This window comes from Thauera sp. DNT-1 (genome assembly GCF_055393985.1).
In genome coordinates this window covers 2,432,724-2,457,219 of record NZ_AP043752.1, presented here as the reverse complement: position 1 = coordinate 2,457,219, position 24,496 = coordinate 2,432,724, and the positions used below count along the sequence as shown (strand labels likewise).

Genomic DNA, 24,496 nt, shown 5'->3' with positions numbered 1-24,496 from the left:
GGGGCTCCTTGTGGGGTCGAGAAACGATGGTGGCAGCGTACAGGCGGCCGACGGCCTGCGTAAATGCACATTCCTGCTCTACACTGCTGCAGATTTGCATGGATTCCGGCACATGAACTGGGACGATCTGCGTTTCCTCGTCACCCTCGGCCGCGAGGGCACGCTCGCCGCCACGGCGCGCAGGCTGGCGGTCGATCAGACCACGGTGGCGCGCCGCCTGCGCGCGCTGGAGGAGGGGCTGGGCACGGCGCTGTTCGAGCGCGACGAGGGTTTGTGGCGGCCGACCGCGGTGGGCGCCCGCGTGCTGGAGCGGGCTGCGCGCATCGAAGAGGACGTGGCCGGCATCACGCGCCTGGCCGAGGCGGGTGCCGGCGCGGTCGGCGGCGTGGTGCGGATCACCGCGGTGAGCGCCCTGATCGGCGAGTGGCTGGTGCCGCGGCTGCCCGGCCTGTACGCCCGCCATCCGGAGCTGCGCGTCGACCTCGTCGCCAGCAACGACAACCTCAACGTCGCGCGCCGCGAGGCCGACATTGCCATCCGCCTGGCGCGTCCGGCGAGCGGCGACTTCCTCATCCGCAAGCTCGCCGGGATCGGCTTCGCGCTCTACGGCGCGGCGCGCGGCGACCTGGCGGTGAGCGCCGGCGACTGGGTGGCCTACAACGAGGACCTCGACCACACCCCGGAGATGCGCCGCCTGCACGCCATGTTGGGCGAGGGCCGCATCCGCCTGCGCTCGAACAGCCTGCGCGGCCTCGTGCGCGCGGTGGCCGGCGGCATCGGCCACGGCCTGCTACCCTGCTTCGTCGCCGATGCGGACCCCGGCCTGGTCCGCCTGTCCGGCGCGGAGCCGATCCTGTACCGCGAGCTGTGGATGCTGATCCACCCCGACGCCCGTCCGCTCGCGCGCGTCGCCGCGACCGCGGACTGGCTGGTGGAGCGCTTCGACGAGGCGGCGGCGGGTTTCGCCGGCAGGGTGCCGTCTCCCCGGAGCGCGCCGCCCTAGCACCGGCGCGGCGGTCTTGCCGCGGAGGCTTCAGCCGCCGAGCAGGGCGACGCCCACGCCGGCGATTCCCCCGCCGCCCAGGCGCAGCGCAAGGCGTCCGCCGCGGCTGTCGGGGAAGGCGCGTGCGAGCGTCAGGCCGGCCGCGTGCAGGGCCGCGGTCGCGAGTGCGAAGCCGAGGCTGTAGCCGAGCAGGGTGGCGTCGCCCATCTCGGCGTGGTGGGCATGGCCGTGGAAGAGCGCGAAGGCGGCGACCAGGGGCAGGCTCGCCGCCAGCGGCAGGCGGGCGGCGAACGCGATCAGCAGGCCCAGCACCAGCACCGAGGCGGAAATGCCGGCCTCGACCGCGGGCAGGGCGAGGCCGAGCGCGCCGAGGCCGGCGCCGGCGAGCATCGCCAGCACGAAGCCGGTGGGCAGCAGCAGGCTTGCAGCGCCCGCCTGGCGTGCGGCGTAGAGGCCCACCGCCAGCATGGCGAGCAGGTGGTCGAGCCCGCCGAGCGGATGGGCGAAGCCGCTGGCGAAGCTGGCGGGTGCGTGCCCGGGGTGGGCGAGCGCGGCCCCCGAGAGGCTTGCGAGCGCACTGGCGGCGAGCACGGAGCGGAAGCGGATCGTCATGGTGGATTCTCCAGGAGTGCGGGAAGGTCTTGCGGTGTTCAGGCGGCGGCCAGCATGCCCTGGCGCTCGATGAAGTCGATGATCTCACGCAGGCCCTGTCCGGTCTTCTGGTTCGAGAACAGGAAGGGGCGATCTCCCCGCATCCTGCGCGCGTCGCGGTCCATCACCTCGAGCGAGGCACCTACCAGCGGCGCGAGGTCGATCTTGTTGATCACCAGCAGGTCGCTGCGGGTGATGCCCGGCCCGCCCTTGCGCGGGATCTTGTCGCCGGCGGAGACGTCGATCACGTAGATCGTCAGGTCGGAGAGCTCGGGCGAGAAGGTGGCGGCGAGGTTGTCGCCGCCGGATTCGACGAAGACGATGTCCAGCCCGGGGAAGCGCGCGTTCAGACGCTCGACCGCCTCGAGGTTGATCGAGGCGTCCTCGCGGATCGCGGTGTGCGGGCAGCCGCCGGTCTCCACGCCGATGATGCGCTCGGGCGCGAGCGCCTCGTTGCGCACGAGGAACTGGGCGTCCTCGGCGGTGTAGATGTCGTTGGTGACCACGGCGATGTCGTACTTGTCGCGCAGGGCCAGGCACAGCGCCAGGGTCAGCGCGGTCTTGCCCGAACCGACCGGGCCGCCGATGCCGACGCGCAGGGGGCCGCGCTGCGGTCCGGCGTGTGCACGGGCGGTCGTGGGGGCATGCGCGGCGTGGAGGGCAGAAATCGGGGTCATGATCGGAACAGCCTCGTGTATTGGGTCTCGTGCCGGCTGCTGGCGATCGCCAGGCCGGGGGTGTAGTTGCTCCAGGCCGTCTCGGGCAGCACGAGCGCCGCCGCCGCCAGCGCCGGGATGCGGGCGCCGAGCGTGGCGAGCAGGCGCTGCCCGGCACTCTGGCCGAGCGGCACGGCCTTCACCGCGGCCATCACCTGGTTCTCCAGCCAGGCCCACAGGTAGGCGACGAGCGCCTCGCCGGGCGCTACCTGCCAGGCCGCGGCGGCGGCCGACCACGCGGTGGGAAAGGCGGGGGCCTCGATCGCCAGCAGGCGTGCGCGCCAGCCGGGAATCGACGCAAACGCATCCAGCTCGGCCAGCAGCCTCACCAGCGACCAGCCCATCTGCACCGTCTCGGCGCGCAGCTCGGCAGTCTCGCGGCTGGCGAGAAAGTCGTCATTGAGCCGCGCAAGCTCGGCGTCTTCGTTTCGCGACCACGCCGCGAGCTGGCAACCGAGCAGCGGCACCTCGAAGCGTGCCAGGCTCCATTCCAGCAGCTCGCCGATCCACGCCGCGGCCTCCGCCTCGCTGCGCACGAGGCCGCTCTCCACCGCCCACTCCAGGCCTTGCGAGTAGGTGTAGGCGCCGACGGGCAGTGCCGGGCTGGCGAGCTGCAGCAGGCGCACCAGCGGCAACAGGCCGCGACCCGCTCCCGCGGCGTTGCATTCGATGACAGCGGCTGCGCATGGCCTTGCCGGCGCCGGCATCGGGCGATGGGTGGCGGCGCTCATTGCCCGCTCATGAGGTGGATGCGCGCGCCGCTGCCGTCGCCCGGGTGCTGGTGGCCGGGCGCATAGGCGCCGGCCTCGGGCTCGAAGGGCGCGCGCAGCGCGCTCACCAGTGCGCCCAGCCCCACCAGCATGCCTTCGAGCACGTGATCGGCCTGGAGGCGCAGCCAGTCGCCGGCCTCGTCGTGCCCGACCTCGACCGCGACGTGGCGGTTGCCGAGGTGGAAGGCGGCGCGCGCCAGCGCCACCGCCGAGGCGCAGCGCGCCTCGAGCAGGTCCTCGGCGGCGGCGCGCACCTCGACAATGCGGCCGTCGCGTGCGCGCAGCTTCTGTCCGCCGCGCAGGATGGTGCCGCGCGGCAGGAAGAGGCCCACCTCGGCGCCGGAGGCGAGCCGGGTGCGCAGGCGGCTCTTGGTGCGGGCGCCGAAGTCGAGCTCGAGCACCTCGCTCGCCGGCTCGTCGCCCTCGTGGAACTGCTCGATCAGCAGCACGTCGGTGGCGGGAGCGGGCATCACGAAGTCGGCCAGGGTTTCTGCGGTCATCGGCATGGCGGAAGGTCTCCAGTGCGGTTCCGGTGCGCTGCGCTCAGAACAGGAAATAGCGTTGCGCCAGCGGCAGCTCGGTGGCGGGTTCGCAGGCGAGGTGCTCGCCGTCGGCGCGCACGACATAGGTCTCGGGATCGACCTCGATCTGCGGCGTGGCGTCGTTGAGCACCATGTCGGCCTTCGTCAGCGTGCGGCAGCCCTTCACCGCCACCAGCGGCTTCTGCAGCCCGAGCGCGGCCACCGCGGCGTTGTGCAGCGCGGCCTGCGACACGAAGGTCACCGCGCATTTCAGCGCGCGTCCGAAGCTGCCGAACATCGGCCGCCAATGTACCGGCTGCGGGGTCGGGATCGAGGCGTTGGGGTCGCCCATCGCGGCCGCGGCGATCATGCCGCCCTTGATCACCAGGCTCGGCTTGACGCCGAAGAAGGCCGGGCGCCACAGCACCAGGTCGGCGAGCTTGCCCGGCTCGATCGAGCCCACCTCGTGGGCGATGCCGTGGGTCAGCGCAGGGTTGATCGTGTACTTGGCGATGTAGCGCTTGACGCGGAAGTTGTCGTTTGCGGTGCTGCCCTCGACCACGGCCACCGCGTCCGGCACCGCCGCCGCCGCGCTGCGCCGCGGCGCCAGCCAGCCGCGCTGCAGCTTCATCTTGTGCGCGGTCTGCCAGGTGCGGATCACCACCTCGCCCACCCGGCCCATGGCCTGCGAGTCGGACGACATCATCGAGAACGCGCCGGTGTCGTGCAGGATGTCCTCGGCGGCGATGGTCTCGCGGCGGATGCGCGATTCGGCGAAGGCCACGTCCTCGGCGATGCTCGGATCGAGGTGGTGGCACACCATCAGCATGTCGAGGTGCTCGTCGATGGTGTTGACCGTGTAGGGCCGCGTCGGGTTGGTCGAGGACGGCAGCACGTTGGGGCGGCTGATCGCGCGGATGATGTCCGGCGCGTGGCCGCCGCCCGCGCCCTCGGTGTGGAAGGTGTGGATGGTGCGATCCTTGAACGCCGCCAGCGTGGTCTCGACGAAGCCCGACTCGTTGAGCGTGTCGGTGTGGATGGCGACCTGGATGTCCATCTGCTCGGCCACCGTCAGGCAGTTGTCGATCGCCGCCGGCGTCGTGCCCCAGTCCTCGTGCAGCTTCAGCCCGATCACGCCGGCCTGCACCTGCTCCTTCAGCGGCGCCGGCAGGCTGGCGTTGCCCTTGCCGAAGAAGCCGAGGTTCATCGGGAAGGCCTCGGCCGCCTCCAGCATGCGGTGGATGTGCCAGGGGCCCGGCGTGCACGTGGTCGCGAAGGTGCCGGTCGCCGGCCCGGTGCCGCCGCCCAGCATGGTGGTGACGCCCGAGCTCAGCGCCTCCTCGATCTGCTGCGGGCAGATCCAGTGGATGTGGCTGTCGATGCCGCCCGCGGTGAGGATCATGCCCTCGCCGGCGATCACCTCGGTGCCGGCGCCGATCGGGATCGTCACCCCGGGCTGGATGTCGGGGTTGCCGCCCTTGCCGATCCTCCAGATGCGGCCGTCCTTGAGACCCACGTCGGCCTTCACGATGCCCGCCACCGCGTCGATGACCAGCGCGTTGGTGACGATGGTGTCCGCCACGTCGGCGGCCACGCCCTGGCCCTGGCCCATGCCGTCGCGGATCACCTTGCCGCCGCCGAACTTCACCTCCTCGCCGTAGATGGTGAAGTCCTTCTCCACCTCGATCACCAGCTCGGTGTCGGCCAGGCGAAGCCGGTCGCCCACCGTGGGGCCGAACATCTCCGCGTACGCGCGGCGCGAGATCGTCGCCATCACAGGCTCCCTTGCGTCCGGTGCGCGGCGGGCGCGGTCGCGGGCTCGTCCAGCCGTCCCATGACGAGGCCGTTGAAGCCGTACACCTCGCGCTCGCCATCGAGCGCCACCAGCTCGACGGTGCGCCACTGCCCGGGCTCGAAGCGCACCGCCGTGCCGGCGGCGATGTTCAGGCGGAAGCCGCGCGCCGCCGCGCGGTCGAAGTCGAGCGCGCTGTTGGTCTCGGCGAAGTGGTAGTGCGAGCCGACCTGGATCGGGCGGTCGCCGGTGTTGCTCACCACCAGCGTGCGCGTGGCACGGCCGGCGGCGAGTTCGATGTCGCCGTCGGCGACGAAGAGTTCTCCGGGGATCATCGGCCTGCTCCTCACACGATCGGGTTGTGCACGGTCACCAGCTTGGTGCCATCGGGAAACGTCGCCTCCACCTGGATGTCGGGGATCATCTCCGCGACGCCCGCCATCACGTCCGCGCGCGTCAGCAGGGTCGCGCCGTAGCCCATCAGCTCCGCCACCGTGCGGCCGTCGCGCGCGCCCTCGAGGATCGCGCAGGTGATCAGCGCCACCGCCTCCGGGTAGTTCAGCTTCAGGCCGCGCGCGCGCCGGCGTTCGGCGAGCAGGCCGGCGGTGAACACCAGCAGCTTGTCCTTCTCGCGTGGGCTCAGTTCCATCGTCTTCCTCCGCGGCGGCGCGCTGCCGCCCATGGGTTTCAGGTGTTCCAGATCCGCGGCGTGTGCGCCGCCCGTCCCGCGACTGCCGGGCGCGCCGTCGCCCACAGGCGGGTGAACCACTGCCGGCCGGGCTCGCAGGCCGGCCCCAGCCAGCGCGCCACCAGCACGCCCGGCAGCAGGCTCACCGCGCCTTCGCCGGCCGCGGGCGAGAGCGCGCGCCAGGCATCGCGCAAGGCCTCGTCGCAGCGCGGCGAGGCGATCAGCAGGCTCGCGCTCACCGGCTGGCCGTGCAGGCCGGGCGCGGCGGCGAGCAGCCCGCCACCGCCATGCACGACGCCGCGCTCCAGCCAGACCGGCCGGCCGTCGCGCTCGATGCGGGTGCGCATCGCCAGCTCGCCGCGGGCGAAGCGTTCGCCGGAGGCCGTGCGGCCGAAGCACAGCATCTCGCTGCCGATGAAGCAGGCATCGCCTTCCAGGCGCACCTCGGTGGCGAGCCCGGCGAGCGCGCCTTCATGGACGATGCTCTCCTGCGGCAGCCACTCGCACACCGCGCCCGTCGCCACCGCGATGTGCTGCGCGAGCACGCCGCGCGCGCCGGCACTGCGATACCACTTGCCGGCACCCGGGGTGGTCAGCAGCACGTGCGCGCCCGCGCCGATGCGCAGGTCCACCCGCAGCTCGTCGCCGCCGACGATGCCGGCGGGCGGGTGCACCAGCAGGGTGTGGCAGACGGCCTCGCCTTCCGGGTAGAGCGCGCGCTGCACGCGCAGCGGGCCGAAGTGCTCACGGCGTGCGAGCACGCTGCGTGCGCCGCGCTTCTCGTATTCCAGGCTCAGCCCGGCGCGCCAGGGCGTGGATACCGCGGCGCCGGCGGGGGGCAATAGCGAAGAGGCGAGGGGAGGCAGCGGCGGGTACATGGGGGAGGTTTAGCAAGACCCGGGCCAGCTCTCTGAACGCCCGATGGCTGCGCCTGACAGGGGTGTTGCGGGTGCGACGGTGGGGCTGCGCGGCGCGGCGGAGATCCGTCGATGCCCTGTCCTGGTGCGTTCGCCTGCGGGCGCACCAGCGCGGTGCGGCGGCGCAGCGCGACCGCGCAGACCCGCCGGACCCGCCGCGCCCCGCGACGCGGCGACCCTCACACCGCGAGCGCCTCGCGCACCCCGTCGCGGTCCATGTCCGCCCCTGCGCCGCGCATGACGATCTCGCCGCGCTCCATTACCAGGTACTGGTCGGCGAGCGCGCGCGCGAAGTCGTAGTACTGCTCGACGAGCAGGATGGCCATCTCGCCGGTCTCGGCGAGGCTGCGGATGGCGCGCTCGATGTCCTTGATGATGGAGGGCTGGATGCCCTCGGTGGGCTCGTCGAGGATCAGCAGCCGGGGGCCGAAGGCGAGCGCGCGGCCGATAGCGAGCTGTTGCTGCTGGCCGCCGGAGAGGTCGCCGCCGCGCCGGCCCATCATCTGCCTCAGCACCGGGAACATGTCGAAGATGCGCGGCGGGATGGCGCTGCCGCGTGGCCGGGTGGCCAGGCCCATGAGCAGGTTCTCCTCGACGGTGAGGCGCGGGAAGATCTCGCGCCCCTGCGGGACGAAGCCGATGCCGGCGGCGACGCGCTTCCAGGACGGCGCGCGGGTGATGTCCTGGTCGTGGAAGGAAATGCTGCCGCTGGCGGCGGGCACCAGGCCCATCAGGGTCTTCAGCAGCGTGGTCTTGCCCACGCCGTTGCGCCCGAGCAGCGTCGTCACCTTGCCGACGGGCACGTCGAAGGACAGGCCGCGCAGGATGTGGCTGCCGCCGTAGTACTGGTTCAGGTTGTCGACTTTGAGCATGTTCGTTCAGCGCCCCAGGTAGACCTCGATCACGCGCGGATCCGCCTGCACCGTGGCGAGATCCCCCTCGGCCAGCACCGAACCCTCGCACAGCACCGTGACCGTGCCGCCGAGCGCCTCGACGAAGGCCATGTCGTGCTCGACCACCACCAGCGAGTGCTTGCCGGCGAGGCTCGTGAACAGCTCGGCGGTGCGCTCGGTCTCGTCGTCGGTCATGCCGGCGACCGGCTCGTCGAGCAGCAGCAGGCGTGGCTCCTGCATCAGCAGCATGCCGATCTCCAGCCACTGCTTCTGGCCGTGCGAGAGCAGCCCGGCGGGGCGGTCGGCGGCCTGGTCGAGGCGGATCTGGCGCAGCACCGCGGCGACGCGGTCGCGCTCGTCGTCGATGAGGCTGGCGAACAGGGTGCGGCGCACGCGCTTGTCGGCCTTCATGGCCAGCTCGAGGTTCTCGAAGGCCGTGTGCTGCTCGAAGATGGTCGGCTTCTGGAACTTGCGGCCGATGCCGGCGTGGGCGATCTCGGGTTCGGTCAGGCGGGTGAGGTCGATGGTCTGGCCGAAGAAGGCGGTGCCCGAGTCGGGCCGCGTCTTGCCGGTGATCACGTCCATCATGGTGGTCTTGCCGGCGCCGTTGGGGCCGATGATGCAGCGCAGCTCGCCGGCGTCGATGGTCAGGCTGAGCTTGTTGAGCGCGCGGAAGCCGTCGAAGCTCACGGTGATGTCGTCGAGGTAGAGGATGACCTTGTGCGACAGGTCGAGCTCGCCGGGCCGGAACACCCGCCCGTCCGCGGCCGAGCCGTCCCAGTGCTCGCGCTCGTTCTCGCGCTCGGCGTCGAGGCGGGTGCGCTCGCGTTCGATCTCGAGGGTGGGGATCATGCGTTCGCTCCCTTGGCGGTGTCGGTGGGGGGGGCGGCGAAGCCGTGCGCGCCGCTCGTGACGGGGGGCGTGCCCGGGGCCGCCGCGGCTGCGCCCGGCGCAGGCGTGGCGGCGCTGCGGGTGTCGTCCAGGCGCGCGGCGGCGCGGCGCGCGCGCAGCTTGCGCCACAGGCCGACCACGCCGTCGGGCAGGTAGAGGGTGACGACGATGAACAGGAAGCCGAGCACGAAGGGCCAGTATTCCGGCAGGTAGACGGTGAACACGCTCTTGGCGAGGTTCACGATGCCGGCGCCGAGCACTGCGCCCACCAGCGTGCCGCGCCCGCCCACCGCCACCCACACCGCGATCTCGATCGAGTTCGCCGGCGACATCTCCGAAGGGTTGATGATGCCGACCTGGGGCACGTACAAGGCGCCCGCCAGCCCGCACAGCATCGCCGACAGCGTCCAGATGAAGAGCTTGTAGTGCAGCGGGTTGTAGCCGATGAACATGACCCGGCTCTCGGCGTCGCGGATCGCCGCCAGCACGCGGCCGAAGCGCGAGCTCACCAGGTAGCGGCCGAGCACCAGGCAGGCGATCAGCAGCGCCGCCGAGAGCGCGAACAGCGTCACCCGCATGCCGGGCGAGGTGATGTCGTGGCCGAGGATGCGCTTGAAGTCGGTGAAGCCGTTGTTGCCGCCGAAGCCGGTCTCGTTGCGGAAGAACAGCAGCATCGCGGCGTAGGTCAGCGCCTGGGTGATGATCGAAAAGTAGACCCCCTTGATGCGCGAGCGGAAGGCGAACCAGCCGAACACGAAGGCCACCAGCCCGGGCAGCGCGACCACCAGGAACAGCGCCCACAGCAGGGAATCCGAGCCCGCCCAGTACCAGGGCAATTCCTTCCAGTCGAGGAAGACCATGAAGTCGGGCAGCTCGGCGCCATAGCTGCCGTCGCGGCCGATCTGGCGCATCAGGTACATGCCGAAGGCGTAGCCGCCGAGGGCGAAGAAGAGGCCGTGGCCGAGCGACAGGATGCCGGCGTAGCCCCAGATCAGGTCCATGGCGACGGCGACCACCATGTAGCACAGGATCTTGCCGAGCAGGCTGACGGTGTAGGCGGAGACGTGCAGCGGATGGCTCTCGGGCAGCGCGAGGTGCGCGACCGGCACGCCGATCCAGGCCACGGCGGCGAAGATCGCCAGCGCGATCCAGCCGCCGCGCGGCATGCTGTGGAACAGTCTCAGGATGAAGGGCGTGCGCATGGCGGCGGCCTCAGCTGTCGGCGAAGCGGCCCTTGAGGGCGAAGATGCCCTGCGGACGCTTCTGGATGAAGGCGATGATGAAGACCAGCACCAGGATCTTGGCCACGACCGCGCCCGCCCAGCCTTCGAGGAACTTGGCGACGATGCCGAGGCCGAGCGCCGCCCATACCGCGCCGGCGAGCTGGCCGACGCCGCCGAGCACCACCACCATGAAGGCGTCGACGATGTAGCCGGTGCCCATGGCCGGGCCGACGTTGGCGATCTGCGACAGCGCCAGCCCGCCCAGCCCGGCGACGCCGGAGCCGATCGCGAACGCCAGCGTGTCCACCCGCGCGGTGGGCACGCCCACGCAGCCCGCCATCGGCCGGTTCTGGGTGACGGCGCGCACGAACATGCCCAGCCGCGTCTTCTGCATCATCAGCCAGATCAGCACCAGCACGAAGGCGGCAAAGCCTAGGATGACGATGCGGTTGTAGGGCAGCACCACGCCGCCGGCGAGCTCGACGCCGCCCGACATCCATGACGGGTTGGCGAGCTCCAGGTTCTGCGGGCCGAAGAGCACGCGCGCGGCCTGGATCAGCACCAGCGACAGGCCCCAGGTGGCGAGCAGGCTCTCCAGCGGGCGGCCGTAGAGGTGGCGCAGCACCAGGCGCTCCATGGCGATGCCGACCAAGGCCGCAGCGAGGAAGGCCGCCGGGATCGCGGCGAGCACGTAGAAGTCCAGATATTCGGGGAAATGGGCGCGGAACACGCCCTGCACCAGGAAGGTGGCGTAGGCGCCCACCATCAGCAGCTCGCCGTGCGCCATGTTGATGACGCCCATCACGCCATAGGTGATCGCCAGGCCGAGCGCGGCGAGCAGCAGGATGGAGCCGAGCGACAGGCCGGAGAACAGCGTGCCGGCGGTCTGCGCCAGGCCGATGCGGCGATCGATCGCGCGCATCGAGGCCGCGGCCGCGGCGCGCACTTCGGCGTCCGGTTCGACCCAGCTCGCCGCTGCACCTTCGCCGCGCTTCTCCAGCAGCGCGGCGAGCAGGTTCTTGACCGCGGCATCGGACGATGCGCCGAGCGCCTGCGCCGCCTTCAGGCGCAGGGCGGGGTCGGGCGAGGCCAGCTCCAGCTTGGCGCTGGCGTAGAGCAGCACCTCGCGCACCGCGGCGTCCGGCTCGGCCTCGAGCGTGCGCGCCAGCACAGGCAGCAGGGCCGGGCCGGCGTTCTCGCGCAGGGTGTTGGCCGCGGTGAGGCGCTGCGCGGGCTGCGGCGCGGACAGCGCGAGCGCGGCCTGCGCGGTGCCGATCGCACGGCGCAGGCGGTTGTTCACCGTGATGCGGGTCGCGGCCCCGGCCTCGGCGGCGAGCGCCTCGCCGCTGGCGGCGTCGCGCAGCCCGTCGGGCGCGACGATCACCACCCGGCCGTCGAGCGTGCCGAGTCGCCCGCTTTCGAGCGCGTCCAGCAGCGCCGCGGCTTCGTCGCCGCCGGAGACGCCGAGCGCGTCGATCGCGGCGACGCGGGCGTTGAAGTCACCGCCCAGTCCGCGCACCAGCGTGGGGTCGAGCGCCGCCCGCGCCGGCAGCGCGGCGAGCGCCGTCAGCACGCACAGCACGGCGGCGAGAAGCCATGGTCGTCTTGTCGGTCCGAACATCGTCGGCTCCATCTTCAGTTGCGGGGAAACGGCTGGGGCGGCGGGCGGTTCGGCAGGCGTGGGGCCAAGGGGGCGTGCGGGATCTCGCCGCAAGAGGCTCGCGGCTTGCGCCGCTCCTGCAGGAGAACCGCCGCGCTCCGGACCGGCGGCGAAAATCGGGGTCGGACCCCGATCTTCTGGACGATCACAGCCCCTGCTTGCCCTCGTTGCCCTCGATGAACGGGCTCCACGGCTGGGCGCGGATCGGCCCCTTGGTCTGCCATACCACGTCGAACTGGCCGTCCGCGCGCACCTCGCCGATCAGCACCGGCTTGTGCAGGTGGTGATTGGTCGCGTCCATGGTCAGCGTGAAGCCCGACGGCGCCTTGAAGCTCTGCCCGCCCATCGCCGCGATGACCTTGTCGACGTCCGTGCTGGCGGCCTTCTCGACCGCCTGCTTCCACATGTGCAGGCCGACGTAGGTGGCCTCCATCGGGTCGTTGGTGACCACGGTGTCGGCGTTGGGCACGCCGTTCTTCTTCGCCCACGCGCGGTACTTGTCGATGAAGGCCTTGTTCTGCGGGTTGTCGACCGACATGAAGTAGTTCCACGCCGCGAGGTGGCCGAGCAGGGGCTTGGTGTCGACGCCGCGCAGCTCCTCCTCACCGACGGAGAAGGCCACCACCGGCACGTCCGTCGCCTTCAGTCCGGCGTTGCCCAGTTCCTTGTAGAAGGGCACGTTGGAGTCGCCGTTGATGGTCGACACCACGGCCGTCTTCTTGCCCTCGGAGGCGAACTGCTTGATGCGCGCGATGATGGTCTGGTAGTCGGCGTGGCCGAAGGGCGTGTAGTCCTCCAGGATGTCCGCATCGCTCACCCCCTTGCTCTTCAGGAAGGCGCGCAGGATCTTGTTGGTCGTGCGCGGATACACGTAGTCGGTGCCGAGCAGCACGAAGCGCTTCGCGCCGCCGCCTTCCTCGCTCATCAGGTACTCGACCGCGGGAATCGCCTGCTGGTTGGGCGCGGCGCCGGTGTAGAAGACGTTCTTCTCGAGCTCCTCGCCCTCGTACTGCACCGGGTAGAAGAGCAGGCCGTTCAACTCCTTGAACACCGGCAGCACCGACTTGCGCGACACCGAGGTCCAGCAGCCGAACACCGCCGCGACCTTGTCCTGCGCCAGCAGCTGGCGCGCGCGCTCGGCGAACAGCGGCCAGTTCGAGGCCGGGTCGACCACCACCGGCTCGAGCTTCCTGCCGAGCACGCCGCCGCCGGCGTTGATCTCCTCGATGGTCATCAGCGCCACGTTCTTGAGCGCGGTCTCGGAGATCGCCATCGTGCCCGACAGCGAATGCAGGATGCCGACCTTGATGGTGTCGGCGGCGTGCGCGCCGGCGGGCAGGCCGATCGCGGCGATGGAAGCCGAAAGCGTGAGGGCTTTGACGAAGTTGCGACGGTTCATGGACGGACCTCTTGCAGTGGGTGGAAGTCGAGCGCAGCGCAGGCTGCGTCGATGAACCCTCCGCAAGGGGCGTGCCAAGTTGTCGGAAAATCGCTGGACGGAGTGTGGGACGCGGCCTAAATCCGCGCCGTTGATGCGCTCGTGGCACGCCGACGGATCTTGTACCCGCTCTCCTGGCGTCCCTGCAGCGCGCCTTTGTCGGCGATGCCGCGCCCCGCGCCGATGCAGTACCCGGAAGACGGGCACCATCGCAGTGCAGCAAACTCCCGGCCGCGTGCACGCGGCGGGTCTTGTCGAGGTACCCGGTGCCCTGGCCGATCGCGACTTGCGTCGCTCCCACGAAAACGACCCCGACGCGATCCGGGGCCCGTAGGAGCGACGCGAGTCGCGATCGGGTCGTCCGACTGCGACGGGCGTTGGCGGGGGAAGGAGGCTGCAATCGCGACTTGCGTCGCTCCCACGAAAACCGCCCCGACGCGATCCGGGGCCTGTAGGAGCGACGCGAGTCGCGATCGGGTCGTCCGACTGCGACGGGCGTTGGCGGGGGAAGGAGGCTGCAATCGCGACTTGCGTCGCTCCCACGAAAACCGCCCCGACGCGATCCGGGGCCTGTAGGAGCGACGCGAGTCGCGATCGGGTCGTCCGACTGCGACGGGCGTTGGCGGGGGAAGCGGGCTGCAATCGCGACTCGCGTCGCTCCTACGGTCGTGTCCCCAAGCGCATCGCCCGGTTTTCGGTGGGAGCGACGCGAGTCGCGATTCCCCGTTCCACCCGCGCCGTGTCGGCCGACGCCCGCCTGCTACAGCATGCTGTCGAGGAAGGCGCGCGTGCGTGGATGCTGCGGGTTGGCGAAGAACTCGGCCGCGGGGCGCGACTCGATGAGCTCGCCGCCGTCCATGAACACCACCCGGCTGGCGACCTCGCGGGCGAAGCCCATCTCGTGCGTCACCACCAGCATGGTCATGTGCTCGTCGGCGAGCTGGCGCATGGTGCGCAGCACCTCGCCGGTGAGCTCGGGGTCGAGCGCCGAGGTGGGCTCGTCGAAGAGCATGATGTCGGGCTCCATCGCCAGCGCGCGTGCGATCGCCACGCGCTGCTTCTGTCCGCCGGACAGGCGCGAGGGGTAGGCGTCGCGCTTGTCGAAGAGGCCGACCTTGCGCAGCAGCGCTTCGGCCTTGGGCAGGATGGCCTCGCGCTTCAGGCCCTTCACCGTGATCGGGGCCTCGATCACGTTCTCCAGCACGGTGAGGTGGGGGAACAGGTTGAAGTGCTGGAACACCATGCCCATGCGCGCGCAGATGCGGCGCACCTCGGCGTCGGCGACGTAGCGCGCGCGGCCGCCGGTGTCGTTGTCGGCGAGGACGTCGCCCTCGATGACGATGCGCCCGGCGTCGATCGTTTCCAGATGGTTGAGGCAGCGCAGGAAGGTGCTCTTGCCCGAGCCCGAAGGCCCGATCACCGCCACCACCTCGCCCTTGGCGAGCGTCAGCGACACGCCCTTGAGCACCTCGTTGGCGCCGAAGCGCTTGCGGATGCCGTCGGCGAGGATCATCGGGCTCGTCATCGGCCCCGTCATCGCGGCGGCCTCAGTCATAGACGGCATGGCGTTTCTCCAGGCGCTGGAAGAGCCAGGTCAGCACCAGCGTCATGATCAGGTAGAAGGCGGCGGCGACGATGAAGGGGGTGATCGTGAAGTCGCGCTGCACGATGCCGCGCGCGGCGCGCAGCAGGTCGTTGAGCGCGAGCACGTAGATCAGCGAGGTGTCCTTGACCAGGGTGATGGTCTCGTTGCTCATCGGCGGCAGGATGCGCTTGACCACCTGCGGCAGCACGATGCGGCGCATGGTCTGGCCGTAGGAGAAGCCGAGCACCTTGGCGCCCTCGTACTGGCCGCGGTCGATCGACTGGATGCCGGCGCGGAAGATCTCGGCGAAGTAGGCCGCGTAGTTGAGCGCGAAGGCCACGATCGCCGCCGGGAAGTCGGGCAGGCGGATGCCGATCCCCGGCACGAAGGGCAGCGCATAGTAGATGAACAGCATCTGCAGCATCAGCGGCGTGCCGCGCATCAGCCAGATGTAGGCGTTGACCGCCTGGCTGGCGACGCGGAAGCGCGAGATGCGCACCAGCGCCAGCGCCAGGCCGAGCGGCACGGCCAGCAGCAGGGTGATCAGGAAGAGCTGCAGCGTGACCAGCGAGCCCTCGGCGAGCGGGCCGAGGATGCTGAGGATGTAGTCCATGGCGGGACGCCGGGCGAGCGGCGGGCAGGTAGGAGGCGCGCGGGAGCGTCGGCGCGGGCGGCGTTGGCGCCCGAGTGGGGGGAGCGGAGGAGATCGCGGCTTGCGCCGCTTCTACACGGGGCCGACGTAGGAGCGGCGCAAGCCGCGATCTCCGCAGCCGGCTTACTTGATGATGTTCTTGCCGAACCACTCGGTGGAGATGCGGGCGGCGCTGCCGTCGGCCTTCATCTCGTCCATCGCCTTCTGCAGCTTGGCCAGCAGCGCGGTGTCGTCCTTGCGGGTGCCGACGCCGTATTCCTCGGTGCCGAAGTGGTCGTCGAGCACCACGTAGTCGTTCGGCTTCTTGGCGGTGTAGTAGCGGCCCACGACCTCGTCGAGCACCACCGCGTCGAGGCGGCCGGTGGTGAGGTCCATCAGCGCGGTGACGTTGTCGCCGAACTTCTTCAGCTCCTTGAAGGAGGCGGCCACCGGGTCCTTCTGCACCGCGTCGACCGCGCTGCTGCCGTCCTGGATGCCGATCACCTTGCCGGCGAGCTCGGCCTTGGTCTTGATCGCCGACGCGGCGGGCACCACGATGATCTGGTGGTTCTCCATGTAGGCGCTGGTGAAGCCGATGTTCTTCCTGCGCTCCTCGGTGATGGTGAGGCCGTTCCACAGCGCATCGACGCGCTTGCCGTTGAGCTCGGCTTCCTTGGCGCTCCAGTCGATCGGCTTGAACTCGACGGCGATGCCGAGGCGCTTGGCCGCTTCCTTGGCGAGGTCGATGTCGAAGCCGACCAGTTCGTTCTTCTCGTTGCGGAAGCCCATGGGCGGGAAGTTGTCGTCGAGGCCGATGACGATCTTCGCCGGGGCGGCGGGGGCTGCGGCGGATTGGGCGGCCGGCGCGGTTTCGTTCTTGCCGCAGCCGGCGAGGAGTGCGCCGGCGGTGAGGGAGAGCATCAGCAGCGAGGAGAGTTTCATCTTGGTCTTGCCCGGGAGGGTGGTCGGGGACGGGCCGGGTGGGCCCGCCACGGAGAGGGCGCCGGGGTGCCGGCGCCAAAACCGTGATTCTCGCTGCACTGCGTCAGGCGAGCAACCTTGCCGCTGCCCGCAGAGCTCGCGCGCGTGGCCGCTCAGTTGCCCGCCGGCTCGCGTCCGCGTGCCTCGGGGGCGTTGCCGCCGTCCCTGGCTTCGCGCCGGAAGCTGCGTCGCGCCTCGCCGTCGTCGTCGCGGCGAAACCCCCGGAAACCCTCGGGCGGTCGCCCGCCAGCCTCGCTGCGGCGGGGCTCGCGCGCCTCGCCTGCGGCACCTGCGGGGCGCAGCTCGGGGCGCGCAGCGCGATCGCGCGGCGGTTCGGCGCGCAGCAGTCCTTCACGTCCACCGGGCGGGCGTTCCTGGAAGATCCTCGGGGGGCGGGCCTCGTCGCGCAGGTCGCGGCGATCGCGCAGCTGCGGGCCATCGGGAGAACCAGCGCCGTCGCCACGGGGGGAGAAGCCGGGCCAGGGCCGGCTGTCGCGATCGCGGCGGACATCGTCGCGGCTGCGCTCGTTCCAGCGCCGGTCGTCCCGTCGCGCGTCGTCGCTCCGCCAGCGGTTGCGGTCGTGTTCGTCGCGACGGTCGCCGCGCCCGTCCGGGCGCACATCGATGCGCGGCGGCTGCGCGAGCGGTCGCGAATGCATGCGCGGTGGGCTCCAGTAGCCCGGGACCCAGTGCGGGCGCGGTCCGACCCGGTTCCAGTAGCCATCGATCCAGATGTAGCCGGCGGCCGGTGGCAGGCCGCGGTACTCGATGCGGGGGGGCGGCGTGACGATCACCGTCTCGCGCTCGTAGTAGCGGTCGTCCTCGTAGTAGCCGTAGTCGTCGACCGGGACCACCGCGCATCCGCCGAGTGCCAGCGCGGCTGCGAGCAGCATGGGCGAAAGGGGCGAGCGGATGGTCATGGTTGCGTCCTGCCACGGAGAGGGGGGCGACATGCGGGGCGGCCGGGGGCGGGGCGCTGCCGCCCGCCGCCCCCTTCCGCGTCTCTGCTGTCTCCAAGCGCACGATAGGCGAAAGGGGGCGCGCCGGGTGGGCGGCGAGGTAATCAGTTGTGACGACGCGATCTCTCAACAGATCCGCGGCAGCTGCTCGCCGGCGATCCAGTCCACCATGCGCCGCCCGCCCAGGCCCGTGCGCAGCTGCACGAAGTTCTGCGGGTCGGCGGTGGCGCATCCGATCCGCGCCGCCTCGGTGCCGAGCGGATGCGCGCGCAGCGCGGCGAGCGCCGCGCCGGCGTGCTCCGGAGCGCACAGCACCACCAGCTTGCCCTCGTTGGCGACGTAGAGCGGGTCGAGCCCGAGCAGCTCGCAGGCAGCCTGCACCTGCGCCGACACCGGGATCGCCGCCTCGTCGAGCTCCATGCCCACGCCCGACTGCGCGGCGATCTCGTTCAAGGTGGTCGCCAGTCCGCCGCGCGTGGGGTCGCGCAGCACGCGGACCGCCTCGGCCGGCACCGCGGCGTAGAGCGCCTCGACCAGGCCGTGCAGCGCCGCGCTGTCGGAGACGATCTCGGAGTCGAAGGCGAGCGACTCGCGCTGCGCCATGATTGCCATGCCATGGTCGCCGATGCGCCCCGACACCAGCACCACGTCGCCCGGCCGCGCCCGCGCGCCGCCCGGATCGCGCCCGGCCGGCAGCGCCCCCACCCCGGTGGTGGTGATGAACACGCCGTCGCCCTTGCCCTGTTCGACCACCTTGGTGTCACCGGTCACCACCGCCACCCCGGCCGTGCGCGCCGCGGCGGCCATCGATTCGACGATGCGGGCGAGGTCGGCGAGCGCATAGCCTTCTTCCAGGATGAAGCTGGCGGCGAGGTACAGCGGGCGTGCGCCCATCACCGCGAGGTCGTTCACCGTCCCATGCACCGACAGGCTGCCGATGTCGCCGCCGGGGAAGAACAGCGGGCTCACCACGTGGGCGTCGGTCGCCATCACCAGGCGCTCGCCCGCTGCGGGCGCGGGCAGTACCGCGCCGTCGTCGCCGCGGGCGAGCCAGTCGTTGGCGAACGCGCGCAGGAAAAGTTCGGAGATCAATTGCGCCATCGCCCGCCCGCCGGCGCCGAAGCCGAGGTCGACGCGGCCCTTGCGCAGGTCCAGGGGGCGGACGTAGCCGGTTTTGACGGTGTTCATGCGGTTTCCTGGTCCGGATTCGGGGGGGCGGAGGTGCCGACGACATGTACCGGAACGTCGCGGAAGCGCCCGTAGTTGTAGTGCGCGGCGCAGGCGCCCTCGGAGGACACCATGCACGAGCCCATCGGCGTTTCCGGGGCGCACACGGTGCCGAAGAGCTTGCAGTCGGTCGGCTTCTTCACGCCGCGCAGGATGGCGCCGCATTCGCAGGCGCGGTGGTCGGGCACGGGACGGTAGTCGAGACCGAACTTCGCCTCGGCGTCCCAAGGCGCGAAGGCGGGGCGGATGCGCAGCGCGGAGCGCGCCAGCACGCCGAGGCCGCGCCACTCGAACTCGTCGCGCAGCGCCAGCACCTCCGACACGATCGCCTGCGCTTTCGGGTTGCCGTCGCGCACCACCGCGCGGGTGAACTCGTTTTCGACCTCGGCACGGCCCGTGTCGACCTGGCGCACCAGCATGCGGATCGCCTGCATCACATCGAGCGGTTCAAAGCCGGCGATGACCACGGGCTTGCGGTAGCGGGCGGCGAAGGCTTCGTAGGGGCGGCTGCCGATCAGGGTGGACACGTGGGCGGGGCCGATGAACCCGTCCAGGTGCAGCGCCCCGAGCCGGCTGGCTGCGGGCGAGTCGAGGATCGCGGTGATCGCCGGCGGCGTCAGCACGTGGTTGCAGATCACGCTGAAGTTGGCGAGCCTGCGCGTGGCGGCCTCGCGCAGCACGAGCGCGGTGGGGGGCGTGGTGGTCTCGAAGCCGATCGCGAAGAAGACCACCTCGCGTGCGGGTTCGCGCACGGCGAGCGCAAGCGCGTCGGCGGCGGAGTACACCATGCGCACGTCGGCGCCGCGCGCCTTGGCCTTCAGCAGCGAAAGGCCGTCGGAGGCGGGCACGCGCAGGCAGTCGCCGTAGCTGCACAGGATCACCTCGGGGCGCGCCAGCGCGAGGCCGATCGCCATGTCCACGCGACCGATCGGCAGCACGCACACCGGACAGCCGGGGCCGTGGATCATGCGCACGTTGGGTGGCAGCAGGTCGGCCACGCCGTAGCGCGAGATGGCGTGGGTGTGGCCGCCGCAGAACTCCATGAAGGCGTAGTCGCGGCCGGGGTCGACCTCGCGCGCGAGCGCGCGCGCCAGCCCGGCGGCGAGGGCGCCGTCGCGGAACTCGTCCACGTATTTCATCGCGCAGCCTCGTATTCCATTACTCGATGGCGCACTTCAGCGCGCCGCACCGGGTGCGGGGTGCTCGCCGCCGAGCGCGCGCGCGGGGTCGATGCCGGCGTCGGCGATCAGCGCCAGGGTCTGTGCGGCCTCTTCGGGGTCGAGCCGGGTCAGCGCATAGCCGACGTGCACGATCACGTAGTCGCCGACGGCGGCGCCGTCGACCAGGGCGAGCGAGATCTCCTTGCGCACGCCGCCGAGCTCGACGCGGCATTGGTCGCCGGCGAGCAGTTCGACGATGCGGGCGGGGATGGCGAGGCACATGTTCAGTCTTCCTTGGTTGCAGCGAGCCGGTGCATGGCGACCCAGGCCTGGCCGAGCGCGAGGCCGGCGTCGCCCGGAGAGAGGCGGCGCGCGCCGAGCACCTCGAAACCGCGCGCCGGCAGGGCGGCGTGGAGCGCGTCGGCGAGCAGGCGATTGTGCAGGCAGCCGCCCGACAGCACCACCGTGGCGCAGCCGGTGCGCTGCCGTGCCTCCTCGACCCAGGCGACGAGCGCGGCGGCCAGGGTGGCCTGGAAGCGTGCCGCGCCGCGCGCGGGCTCGGGTTCGTCGGCGAGGCGCAGCAGCAGGGGGTGGAGATCGAGTTCGAGCGTCCCTCCGGGCGGCTGCGCGCCGGCGTAGGGATGCGCGCGGTCGTCCGGCTGCGGGACGGAGCCTGCTGCGGGCGCCCCGCGGTCGGTGCGCGAGCGCGCTCCATCGGCCTGTCCGCGCAGCGCACCGCCTGCGTCGCAAATCCGCCAGTCGCCGGGAGTCACCTCCGGCGCGGCCGTGCCGGAGGCCAGGCGCTCGAGCGCGATCGCCGCCTCGGCCTCGTTGTGCATGACCTCGCACAGGCCGAGCAGGCCGGCGGCGGCGTCGAAGTGGCGGCCGAGGCTGGAGCTCGGCGGGCTCAGCGTCGGGCGGGCGAGCACCTGGGCGAGCAGCGCCGCCGCCGGCTGCCCGGGGAAGCGGCGCGCGATCTCGTCGCCACGGCCGCTGGCGTGCAGCAGCGCGGCGGCCATGCGCCAGGGCTCGCGCGCGGCGCGGTCGCCGCCGGGCAGGCGCAGCGGGCGCAGGTGGCCGAGGCGGACGAACTCGCCGCCGGCCACCCACAGCAGCTCGCCGCCCCAGGCCTCGCCGTCGGTGCCGAGGCCGACGCCGTCGAGCGCCAGTCCGAGCACCGGGCGTGCGTCGAAGCGGCCGTGCTCGGCGAGCACCGCGCCGACGTGGGCGTGGTGGTGCTGCACGCCGATCGCAGGCACGCCCAGGCGCGCCGCGAGCGCGCACGCGACGCGGGTGGAGTGGAAGTCCGGGTGCAGGTCGTGGGCGATCGCGCGTACCGGGGTCGCCGCCCGCGCGAGCAGGGCCAGCGCGGCCGGCTCCACCGCACGGCAGGCGTCGGCGTTGTCGAGGTCGCCGAGGTTGGGGCCGAACTGTGCGCGCCCGTCCTCGAGCAGACAGGCGGCGTGCTTGAACCAGGCGCCGAGGGCGAGGATGGGCAGCGCCTCCGGGAGACCGCCGGCGCCGACGGAGGGCAGCCCCAGCGCCCCGCCGATCGGGGTGGATGTGGCTGGGCTCGACAGGGACGCTCCCTTCGTTTCCATGCCGGTGGCCGGGCTGGCGATGTTCATGCCCGCAGGCCTGCGGCACGCCGTGCACGCGCGGCGGCGAGTCCGGCCTCGATCCAGGCGATCCATTCGTCCAGGCCCTCGCCGGTGGTGGCTGAAGTCCGGACCACGCGCAGGCGCGGATTCACCCGCAGCGCGAAGTCGATCGCGCGCTCGGTGTCGAAGGCGAGGTAGGGCAGCAGGTCGGTCTTGTTGAGCAGCATCAGGTCGGCGGCGGCGAACATGTCGGGATACTTGAGCGGCTTGTCCTCGCCCTCGGTGACCGAGAAGATCGCCACCTTGTGCGCCTCGCCGAGGTCGAACGCGGCCGGACACACCAGGTTGCCGACGTTCTCGATCAGTAGCAGGCTGTCCGCGGCGAGCGCCATGCGCGGCAGCGCGCGCGCGACCATGTCGGCGTCGAGGTGGCAGCCCTTGCCGGTGTTGATCTGCAGCGCCGGCACGCCGGTGGCGCGGATGCGCTCGGCGTCGAATTCGGTCTGCTGGTCGCCCTCGATCACCGCGGCGGGCACGCGCCCGCCGAGCAGCTGCAGGGTTCGCACCAGCAGCGAGGTCTTGCCCGAACCCGGGCTGGACACGAGGTTGAGCGCGAAGATGCCGCGCTCGGCCAGCCAGGCGCGGTTCTCCGCGGCGCGCGCGTCGTTCTTGCCGAGGATGTCGCGCTCGATCTTCACCATCTGCGCCTGGCTGAGGCCGGGCGCGTGGGCGTGCGCCGGACCGCTGCCGAAGTCGAGATGGTGGTGGCCGGGCGCGGCGGGGTGCGAGGTGGGCGTCGTGTCCGCGGCGGTAACGGGCGAGGATGACGACGTGTCGGGCGACAAGCCGCGGGGCGGGGTGGCAGCGTGCCCGCCGACGGCACGCCATGTGCGCGTCGCGCCGGGCCGCGGGTGTGCGCCACCCGCGGGGCGCCCGCCACCGAGCGCGCCGATCCGGGTTTCACCGCTGCCGCAACCACATGTCGTGCACATCTCTCGTTTCTCCTTGCTGCCTGTAAGGATCACGCCCCTGACCCGACCGCGGCCGTTCAGGTGGACGCAGGAGCGACGCAAGTCGCGATTGCGGCGAGGGGGCGGGCGCAGGCGCTTGCCCGTGCGGCTGGATCGCGACTTGCGTCGCTCCTACAAAAAACCATCGCGCACCGGAGCCCGGTGCAACCATCGCGTACTGGAGCCCAGTGTAAACATCGGGGGTCCGGGCGGGGCGCCGCCTTGCGTGACCGGAGCCGCGTCTGGCCTTCGAGCGCCGGCCCATCTTCAGTCCACCTCCAGCGCCTTCACGCGCATCTCCCGGCCGGCAGTGGTCTGCACGCGGTAGCCGCCGCAGTGCGGGCAGGGGTCGTAGAGCTGGTGCATCGGCACCTCTTGCGCGCAAGCGGGGCACCAGCCGGCGCCGGGCAGGGTTTCGACCTCGATTGCGGCGCCGGCGGCGATGGTGTCGGCCAGCACCACGTCCAGGCAGAAGCGCAGCGCCTCGACCTCGACCGCGGCGAGTTCCCCGATCTCCAGCACGACCGCGCGCACGTGGCCAAAGCCGTCGGCCGCCGCGGCGTCCTCGATGAGGGTGCGCACACCCTCGGCCAGGGACATCTCATGCATCGTGACTCTCCTCGGTCTTCGAGCTTACCCCAGGCGGCGGAGAGAAGCGAAACGCGAAGGCGGACTGCGCAAAGCGCCGGGGGCAGCCGGCGGGCGGTGCGGGGCGGCGAGTGCTTGGGCGGATGGGCGAGGGAAGGCACAGGGGGCGGCGGACCCCTAGAATGACGGACCGTCTTTCCCTGTCCTCGAGTCTCGCGATGAAAACCTCTTCCCTGTTGGGCCTCGGTCTCCTCGCCGGCCTGGTCGGCGGCTGCAGCCTGCTCAGCCCTGCCGCGCCTGCGCTGGCCGCCGAAGCATCCCCCCAGGCCGTGGCCGAGCGCCCGGCCGACCCCACGCCGGCGCTCGATCCCCAGCCGCCGCTCGAGTTCCGCTGCGGCGAGCGCAGGGTCGAGCTGCGCCACTTCGGCGAGCTCGCCACCCTCGGCGTCGACGGGAAGGTGTTCACGCTGCGGCCCGAGCGCAGCGCCTCGGGCATGCGGATGGTGTCGGTCGACGACGAGCGTACCGGCATCTGGGTCAAGGGCAACTCCGCGCGGCTGAGCCTCGCCGGGGTCGAACAGCCGGAGTGCCGGCGGGTGGCGGAGAAGCCGCTGTTCCGCGCGGTGGGGAACGAGCCGGCGTGGCGGCTCGACATCGGCGCGCACGGACTGGAGCTGATCGCCGACGGCGGCGCCTCGCGTGCGTTCGCCGCTGCGCCGCTGATCGTGGAGGCGGCGGGCATGCGCAGCTACCAGGGCATGAGCGCCGGCGGCGAGCTGGAGGCGCTGGTGTTCGACCGCGTGTGTGTCGACACGATGAGCGGGATGACGCACCCGAACAGCGTCGAGGTGCGCTGGCAGGACCACGTGCTGCGCGGCTGCGGTGGCGATCCCGCGCAACTGCTGCAGGGTGAGCCCTGGGCGGTGGTGGAGCTCGACGGCCGCGCGGTGGCCGATCCGGCGCGGATGACGCTCGGCTTCGTGGCCGACGGCAGGCTTGCCGGCCTGGCCGCGTGCAACCGCTACTTCGGCAGCTATGTGCTGTCGGGCGAGGGCCTGCGGCTGTCGCCGCTGGGGGCGACGAAGATGGCCTGCGAGCCGCGTGCGATGGAAGACGAGCAGCGCTTCATGGCGGCCGCCGCGCGGGTGACGGGCTTTGCGATCGCAGGTGACGGCGGGCTGGAGCTGCGTGCGGGCGATCGGGTGGTGATGCGCGCGCGGCGCATGGGCGGGCGGTGAGGGCGGGAGACGAAGCCGCGGTCGATCACATGTTCACCGGTGCGGCGCTTGCTGCAGCGCCGTGATCGCGACTTGCGTCGCTCCCACGGGGGCGTCGGGGGTGTCGGAGGCGTCGGGGGTGTCGGGGGTGTCGGGGGTGTCGGGGGTGTCGGGGGTGTCGGGGGTGTCGGGGGTGGGGCGGGCTCGCGCCGCGATCCGCGGCTACTGTCGATGCGGCGGTCGGTGGGGCGCCGTGATCGCGACTTGCGTCGCTCCTACGGGGGCTTCAGGTGCTGTGCCGGTTTTCCGTAGGAGCGACGCAAGTCGCGATCTTTGGCGCCGGGGCCGTGCGCGGGCCATGCACGTGCCGTGCG

The 24,496-nt window shown here is 71.8% G+C and carries 25 protein-coding genes; 2 read left to right on the top strand and 23 right to left on the bottom strand.

Annotated features, from left to right (window positions below):
• Positions 1-112 precede the first annotated feature (112 nt).
• Positions 113-1,003, top strand: coding sequence for a LysR family transcriptional regulator (locus tag ACZ5PP_RS11355; RefSeq protein ID WP_464826041.1), 891 nt, complete (start codon positions 113-115; stop codon positions 1,001-1,003).
• A 30-nt stretch (positions 1,004-1,033) separates the two neighbouring features.
• Here ACZ5PP_RS11355 and ACZ5PP_RS11350 read toward each other — a convergent pair whose 3' ends face one another.
• From ACZ5PP_RS11350 to hypA, 23 genes are all read right to left on the bottom strand, one after another.
• The gene (locus ACZ5PP_RS11350; protein WP_004324682.1) at positions 1,034-1,615 is read right to left on the bottom strand and encodes a HupE/UreJ family protein; all 582 of its coding nucleotides are present in this window, start codon (positions 1,613-1,615) and stop codon (positions 1,034-1,036) included.
• Between the two features lie 38 nt (positions 1,616-1,653).
• Entirely contained in the window at positions 1,654-2,331 is a 678-nt protein-coding gene (gene ureG / locus ACZ5PP_RS11345) for an urease accessory protein UreG (protein WP_004324680.1), read from the bottom strand.
• Positions 2,328-3,101 (bottom strand): urease accessory protein UreF, encoded by a 774-nt coding sequence (locus tag ACZ5PP_RS11340; RefSeq protein ID WP_157277058.1) that lies wholly within the window; start codon positions 3,099-3,101, stop codon positions 2,328-2,330. The genes ureG and ACZ5PP_RS11340 overlap by 4 nt, the downstream gene beginning before the upstream one ends.
• A complete protein-coding gene (gene ureE / locus ACZ5PP_RS11335) occupies positions 3,098-3,646 on the bottom strand; it encodes an urease accessory protein UreE (protein WP_004324675.1) in 549 nt (182 codons plus the stop codon). The genes ACZ5PP_RS11340 and ureE overlap by 4 nt, the downstream gene beginning before the upstream one ends.
• A 37-nt stretch (positions 3,647-3,683) precedes the next feature.
• Entirely contained in the window at positions 3,684-5,435 is a 1,752-nt protein-coding gene (gene ureC / locus ACZ5PP_RS11330; protein WP_012586237.1) for an urease subunit alpha, read from the bottom strand.
• Positions 5,435-5,788, bottom strand: coding sequence for an urease subunit beta (locus ACZ5PP_RS11325; protein WP_004324671.1), 354 nt, complete (start codon positions 5,786-5,788; stop codon positions 5,435-5,437). The genes ureC and ACZ5PP_RS11325 overlap by 1 nt, the downstream gene beginning before the upstream one ends.
• An 11-nt stretch (positions 5,789-5,799) precedes the next feature.
• Complete coding sequence (gene ureA / locus ACZ5PP_RS11320; protein ID WP_004324669.1) at positions 5,800-6,102, bottom strand: urease subunit gamma; 303 nt, start codon at positions 6,100-6,102, stop codon at positions 5,800-5,802.
• Between the two features lie 38 nt (positions 6,103-6,140).
• Positions 6,141-7,019: an urease accessory protein UreD gene (locus ACZ5PP_RS11315; RefSeq protein ID WP_012586236.1), complete on the bottom strand. Its 879-nt coding sequence runs from the start codon at positions 7,017-7,019 to the stop codon at positions 6,141-6,143.
• 218 nt (positions 7,020-7,237) lie between these two features.
• Positions 7,238-7,930: an urea ABC transporter ATP-binding subunit UrtE gene (gene urtE / locus ACZ5PP_RS11310; protein ID WP_004329020.1), complete on the bottom strand. Its 693-nt coding sequence runs from the start codon at positions 7,928-7,930 to the stop codon at positions 7,238-7,240.
• Positions 7,931-7,936: 6 nt separating this feature from the next.
• Complete coding sequence (urtD, locus tag ACZ5PP_RS11305; RefSeq protein WP_464826040.1) at positions 7,937-8,803, bottom strand: urea ABC transporter ATP-binding protein UrtD; 867 nt, start codon at positions 8,801-8,803, stop codon at positions 7,937-7,939.
• Positions 8,800-10,044 (bottom strand): urea ABC transporter permease subunit UrtC, encoded by a 1,245-nt coding sequence (gene urtC, locus ACZ5PP_RS11300; RefSeq protein WP_012586234.1) that lies wholly within the window; start codon positions 10,042-10,044, stop codon positions 8,800-8,802. Before urtC ends, urtD begins: the two co-directional genes overlap by 4 nt.
• Before the next feature lie 10 nt (positions 10,045-10,054).
• On the bottom strand, positions 10,055-11,686 hold the full coding sequence (gene urtB / locus ACZ5PP_RS11295) for an urea ABC transporter permease subunit UrtB (protein WP_464826039.1): 1,632 nt from the start codon (positions 11,684-11,686) through the stop codon (positions 10,055-10,057).
• Between the two features lie 184 nt (positions 11,687-11,870).
• Positions 11,871-13,124 carry an urea ABC transporter substrate-binding protein gene (gene urtA / locus ACZ5PP_RS11290; RefSeq protein WP_004326830.1) on the bottom strand — a complete coding sequence of 418 codons (1,254 nt, stop codon included), beginning with the start codon at positions 13,122-13,124 and terminating at the stop codon, positions 11,871-11,873.
• A 799-nt stretch (positions 13,125-13,923) separates the two neighbouring features.
• Entirely contained in the window at positions 13,924-14,676 is a 753-nt protein-coding gene (locus ACZ5PP_RS11285; RefSeq protein WP_004326831.1) for an amino acid ABC transporter ATP-binding protein, read from the bottom strand.
• Positions 14,677-14,710: 34 nt separating this feature from the next.
• Positions 14,711-15,361 (bottom strand): amino acid ABC transporter permease, encoded by a 651-nt coding sequence (locus ACZ5PP_RS11280; protein WP_004326833.1) that lies wholly within the window; start codon positions 15,359-15,361, stop codon positions 14,711-14,713.
• Between the two features lie 162 nt (positions 15,362-15,523).
• Positions 15,524-16,321, bottom strand: coding sequence for an amino acid ABC transporter substrate-binding protein (locus ACZ5PP_RS11275; protein WP_004330253.1), 798 nt, complete (start codon positions 16,319-16,321; stop codon positions 15,524-15,526).
• Between the two features lie 152 nt (positions 16,322-16,473).
• The gene (locus tag ACZ5PP_RS11270) at positions 16,474-17,280 is read right to left on the bottom strand and encodes a YXWGXW repeat-containing protein (protein WP_276662887.1); all 807 of its coding nucleotides are present in this window, start codon (positions 17,278-17,280) and stop codon (positions 16,474-16,476) included.
• A gap of 165 nt (positions 17,281-17,445) precedes the next feature.
• The gene (hypE, locus tag ACZ5PP_RS11265) at positions 17,446-18,507 is read right to left on the bottom strand and encodes a hydrogenase expression/formation protein HypE (RefSeq protein ID WP_464826038.1); all 1,062 of its coding nucleotides are present in this window, start codon (positions 18,505-18,507) and stop codon (positions 17,446-17,448) included.
• Positions 18,504-19,685 (bottom strand): hydrogenase formation protein HypD, encoded by a 1,182-nt coding sequence (gene hypD / locus ACZ5PP_RS11260; protein ID WP_464826037.1) that lies wholly within the window; start codon positions 19,683-19,685, stop codon positions 18,504-18,506. Before hypD ends, hypE begins: the two co-directional genes overlap by 4 nt.
• A 36-nt stretch (positions 19,686-19,721) precedes the next feature.
• Positions 19,722-19,988 (bottom strand): HypC/HybG/HupF family hydrogenase formation chaperone, encoded by a 267-nt coding sequence (locus ACZ5PP_RS11255; protein ID WP_012586228.1) that lies wholly within the window; start codon positions 19,986-19,988, stop codon positions 19,722-19,724.
• 2 nt (positions 19,989-19,990) lie between these two features.
• Positions 19,991-21,334, bottom strand: coding sequence for a Kae1-like domain-containing protein (locus tag ACZ5PP_RS11250; RefSeq protein ID WP_464826036.1), 1,344 nt, complete (start codon positions 21,332-21,334; stop codon positions 19,991-19,993).
• Positions 21,331-22,299, bottom strand: a complete 969-nt coding sequence (gene hypB, locus ACZ5PP_RS11245) for a hydrogenase nickel incorporation protein HypB (RefSeq protein WP_464826035.1) — start codon at positions 22,297-22,299, stop codon at positions 21,331-21,333. Before hypB ends, ACZ5PP_RS11250 begins: the two co-directional genes overlap by 4 nt.
• Positions 22,300-22,584: 285 nt before the next feature.
• Complete coding sequence (gene hypA, locus ACZ5PP_RS11240) at positions 22,585-22,926, bottom strand: hydrogenase maturation nickel metallochaperone HypA (protein ID WP_464826034.1); 342 nt, start codon at positions 22,924-22,926, stop codon at positions 22,585-22,587.
• A 197-nt stretch (positions 22,927-23,123) separates the two neighbouring features.
• Between hypA and ACZ5PP_RS11235 the strand changes: the two genes are divergently transcribed.
• A complete protein-coding gene (locus ACZ5PP_RS11235) occupies positions 23,124-24,143 on the top strand; it encodes an META domain-containing protein (protein ID WP_464826033.1) in 1,020 nt (339 codons plus the stop codon).
• Positions 24,144-24,496: the final 353 nt, after the last annotated feature.

Coding starts and splice junctions, on each gene's coding strand:
- ACZ5PP_RS11355 (WP_464826041.1), top strand. CDS start 113: ATGAACTGGGACGATCTGCGTTTCCTCGTCACCCTCGGCCGCGAGGGC.
- ACZ5PP_RS11350 (WP_004324682.1), bottom strand. CDS start 1,615: ATGACGATCCGCTTCCGCTCCGTGCTCGCCGCCAGTGCGCTCGCAAGC.
- ureG (WP_004324680.1), bottom strand. CDS start 2,331: ATGACCCCGATTTCTGCCCTCCACGCCGCGCATGCCCCCACGACCGCC.
- ACZ5PP_RS11340 (WP_157277058.1), bottom strand. CDS start 3,101: ATGAGCGCCGCCACCCATCGCCCGATGCCGGCGCCGGCAAGGCCATGC.
- ureE (WP_004324675.1), bottom strand. CDS start 3,646: ATGCCGATGACCGCAGAAACCCTGGCCGACTTCGTGATGCCCGCTCCC.
- ureC (WP_012586237.1), bottom strand. CDS start 5,435: ATGGCGACGATCTCGCGCCGCGCGTACGCGGAGATGTTCGGCCCCACG.
- ACZ5PP_RS11325 (WP_004324671.1), bottom strand. CDS start 5,788: ATGATCCCCGGAGAACTCTTCGTCGCCGACGGCGACATCGAACTCGCC.
- ureA (WP_004324669.1), bottom strand. CDS start 6,102: ATGGAACTGAGCCCACGCGAGAAGGACAAGCTGCTGGTGTTCACCGCC.
- ACZ5PP_RS11315 (WP_012586236.1), bottom strand. CDS start 7,019: ATGTACCCGCCGCTGCCTCCCCTCGCCTCTTCGCTATTGCCCCCCGCC.
- urtE (WP_004329020.1), bottom strand. CDS start 7,930: ATGCTCAAAGTCGACAACCTGAACCAGTACTACGGCGGCAGCCACATC.
- urtD (WP_464826040.1), bottom strand. CDS start 8,803: ATGATCCCCACCCTCGAGATCGAACGCGAGCGCACCCGCCTCGACGCC.
- urtC (WP_012586234.1), bottom strand. CDS start 10,044: ATGCGCACGCCCTTCATCCTGAGACTGTTCCACAGCATGCCGCGCGGC.
- urtB (WP_464826039.1), bottom strand. CDS start 11,686: ATGTTCGGACCGACAAGACGACCATGGCTTCTCGCCGCCGTGCTGTGC.
- urtA (WP_004326830.1), bottom strand. CDS start 13,124: ATGAACCGTCGCAACTTCGTCAAAGCCCTCACGCTTTCGGCTTCCATC.
- ACZ5PP_RS11285 (WP_004326831.1), bottom strand. CDS start 14,676: ATGATCCTCGCCGACGGCATCCGCAAGCGCTTCGGCGCCAACGAGGTG.
- ACZ5PP_RS11280 (WP_004326833.1), bottom strand. CDS start 15,361: ATGGACTACATCCTCAGCATCCTCGGCCCGCTCGCCGAGGGCTCGCTG.
- ACZ5PP_RS11275 (WP_004330253.1), bottom strand. CDS start 16,321: ATGAAACTCTCCTCGCTGCTGATGCTCTCCCTCACCGCCGGCGCACTC.
- ACZ5PP_RS11270 (WP_276662887.1), bottom strand. CDS start 17,280: ATGACCATCCGCTCGCCCCTTTCGCCCATGCTGCTCGCAGCCGCGCTG.
- hypE (WP_464826038.1), bottom strand. CDS start 18,507: ATGAACACCGTCAAAACCGGCTACGTCCGCCCCCTGGACCTGCGCAAG.
- hypD (WP_464826037.1), bottom strand. CDS start 19,685: ATGAAATACGTGGACGAGTTCCGCGACGGCGCCCTCGCCGCCGGGCTG.
- ACZ5PP_RS11255 (WP_012586228.1), bottom strand. CDS start 19,988: ATGTGCCTCGCCATCCCCGCCCGCATCGTCGAACTGCTCGCCGGCGAC.
- ACZ5PP_RS11250 (WP_464826036.1), bottom strand. CDS start 21,334: ATGAACATCGCCAGCCCGGCCACCGGCATGGAAACGAAGGGAGCGTCC.
- hypB (WP_464826035.1), bottom strand. CDS start 22,299: ATGTGCACGACATGTGGTTGCGGCAGCGGTGAAACCCGGATCGGCGCG.
- hypA (WP_464826034.1), bottom strand. CDS start 22,926: ATGCATGAGATGTCCCTGGCCGAGGGTGTGCGCACCCTCATCGAGGAC.
- ACZ5PP_RS11235 (WP_464826033.1), top strand. CDS start 23,124: ATGAAAACCTCTTCCCTGTTGGGCCTCGGTCTCCTCGCCGGCCTGGTC.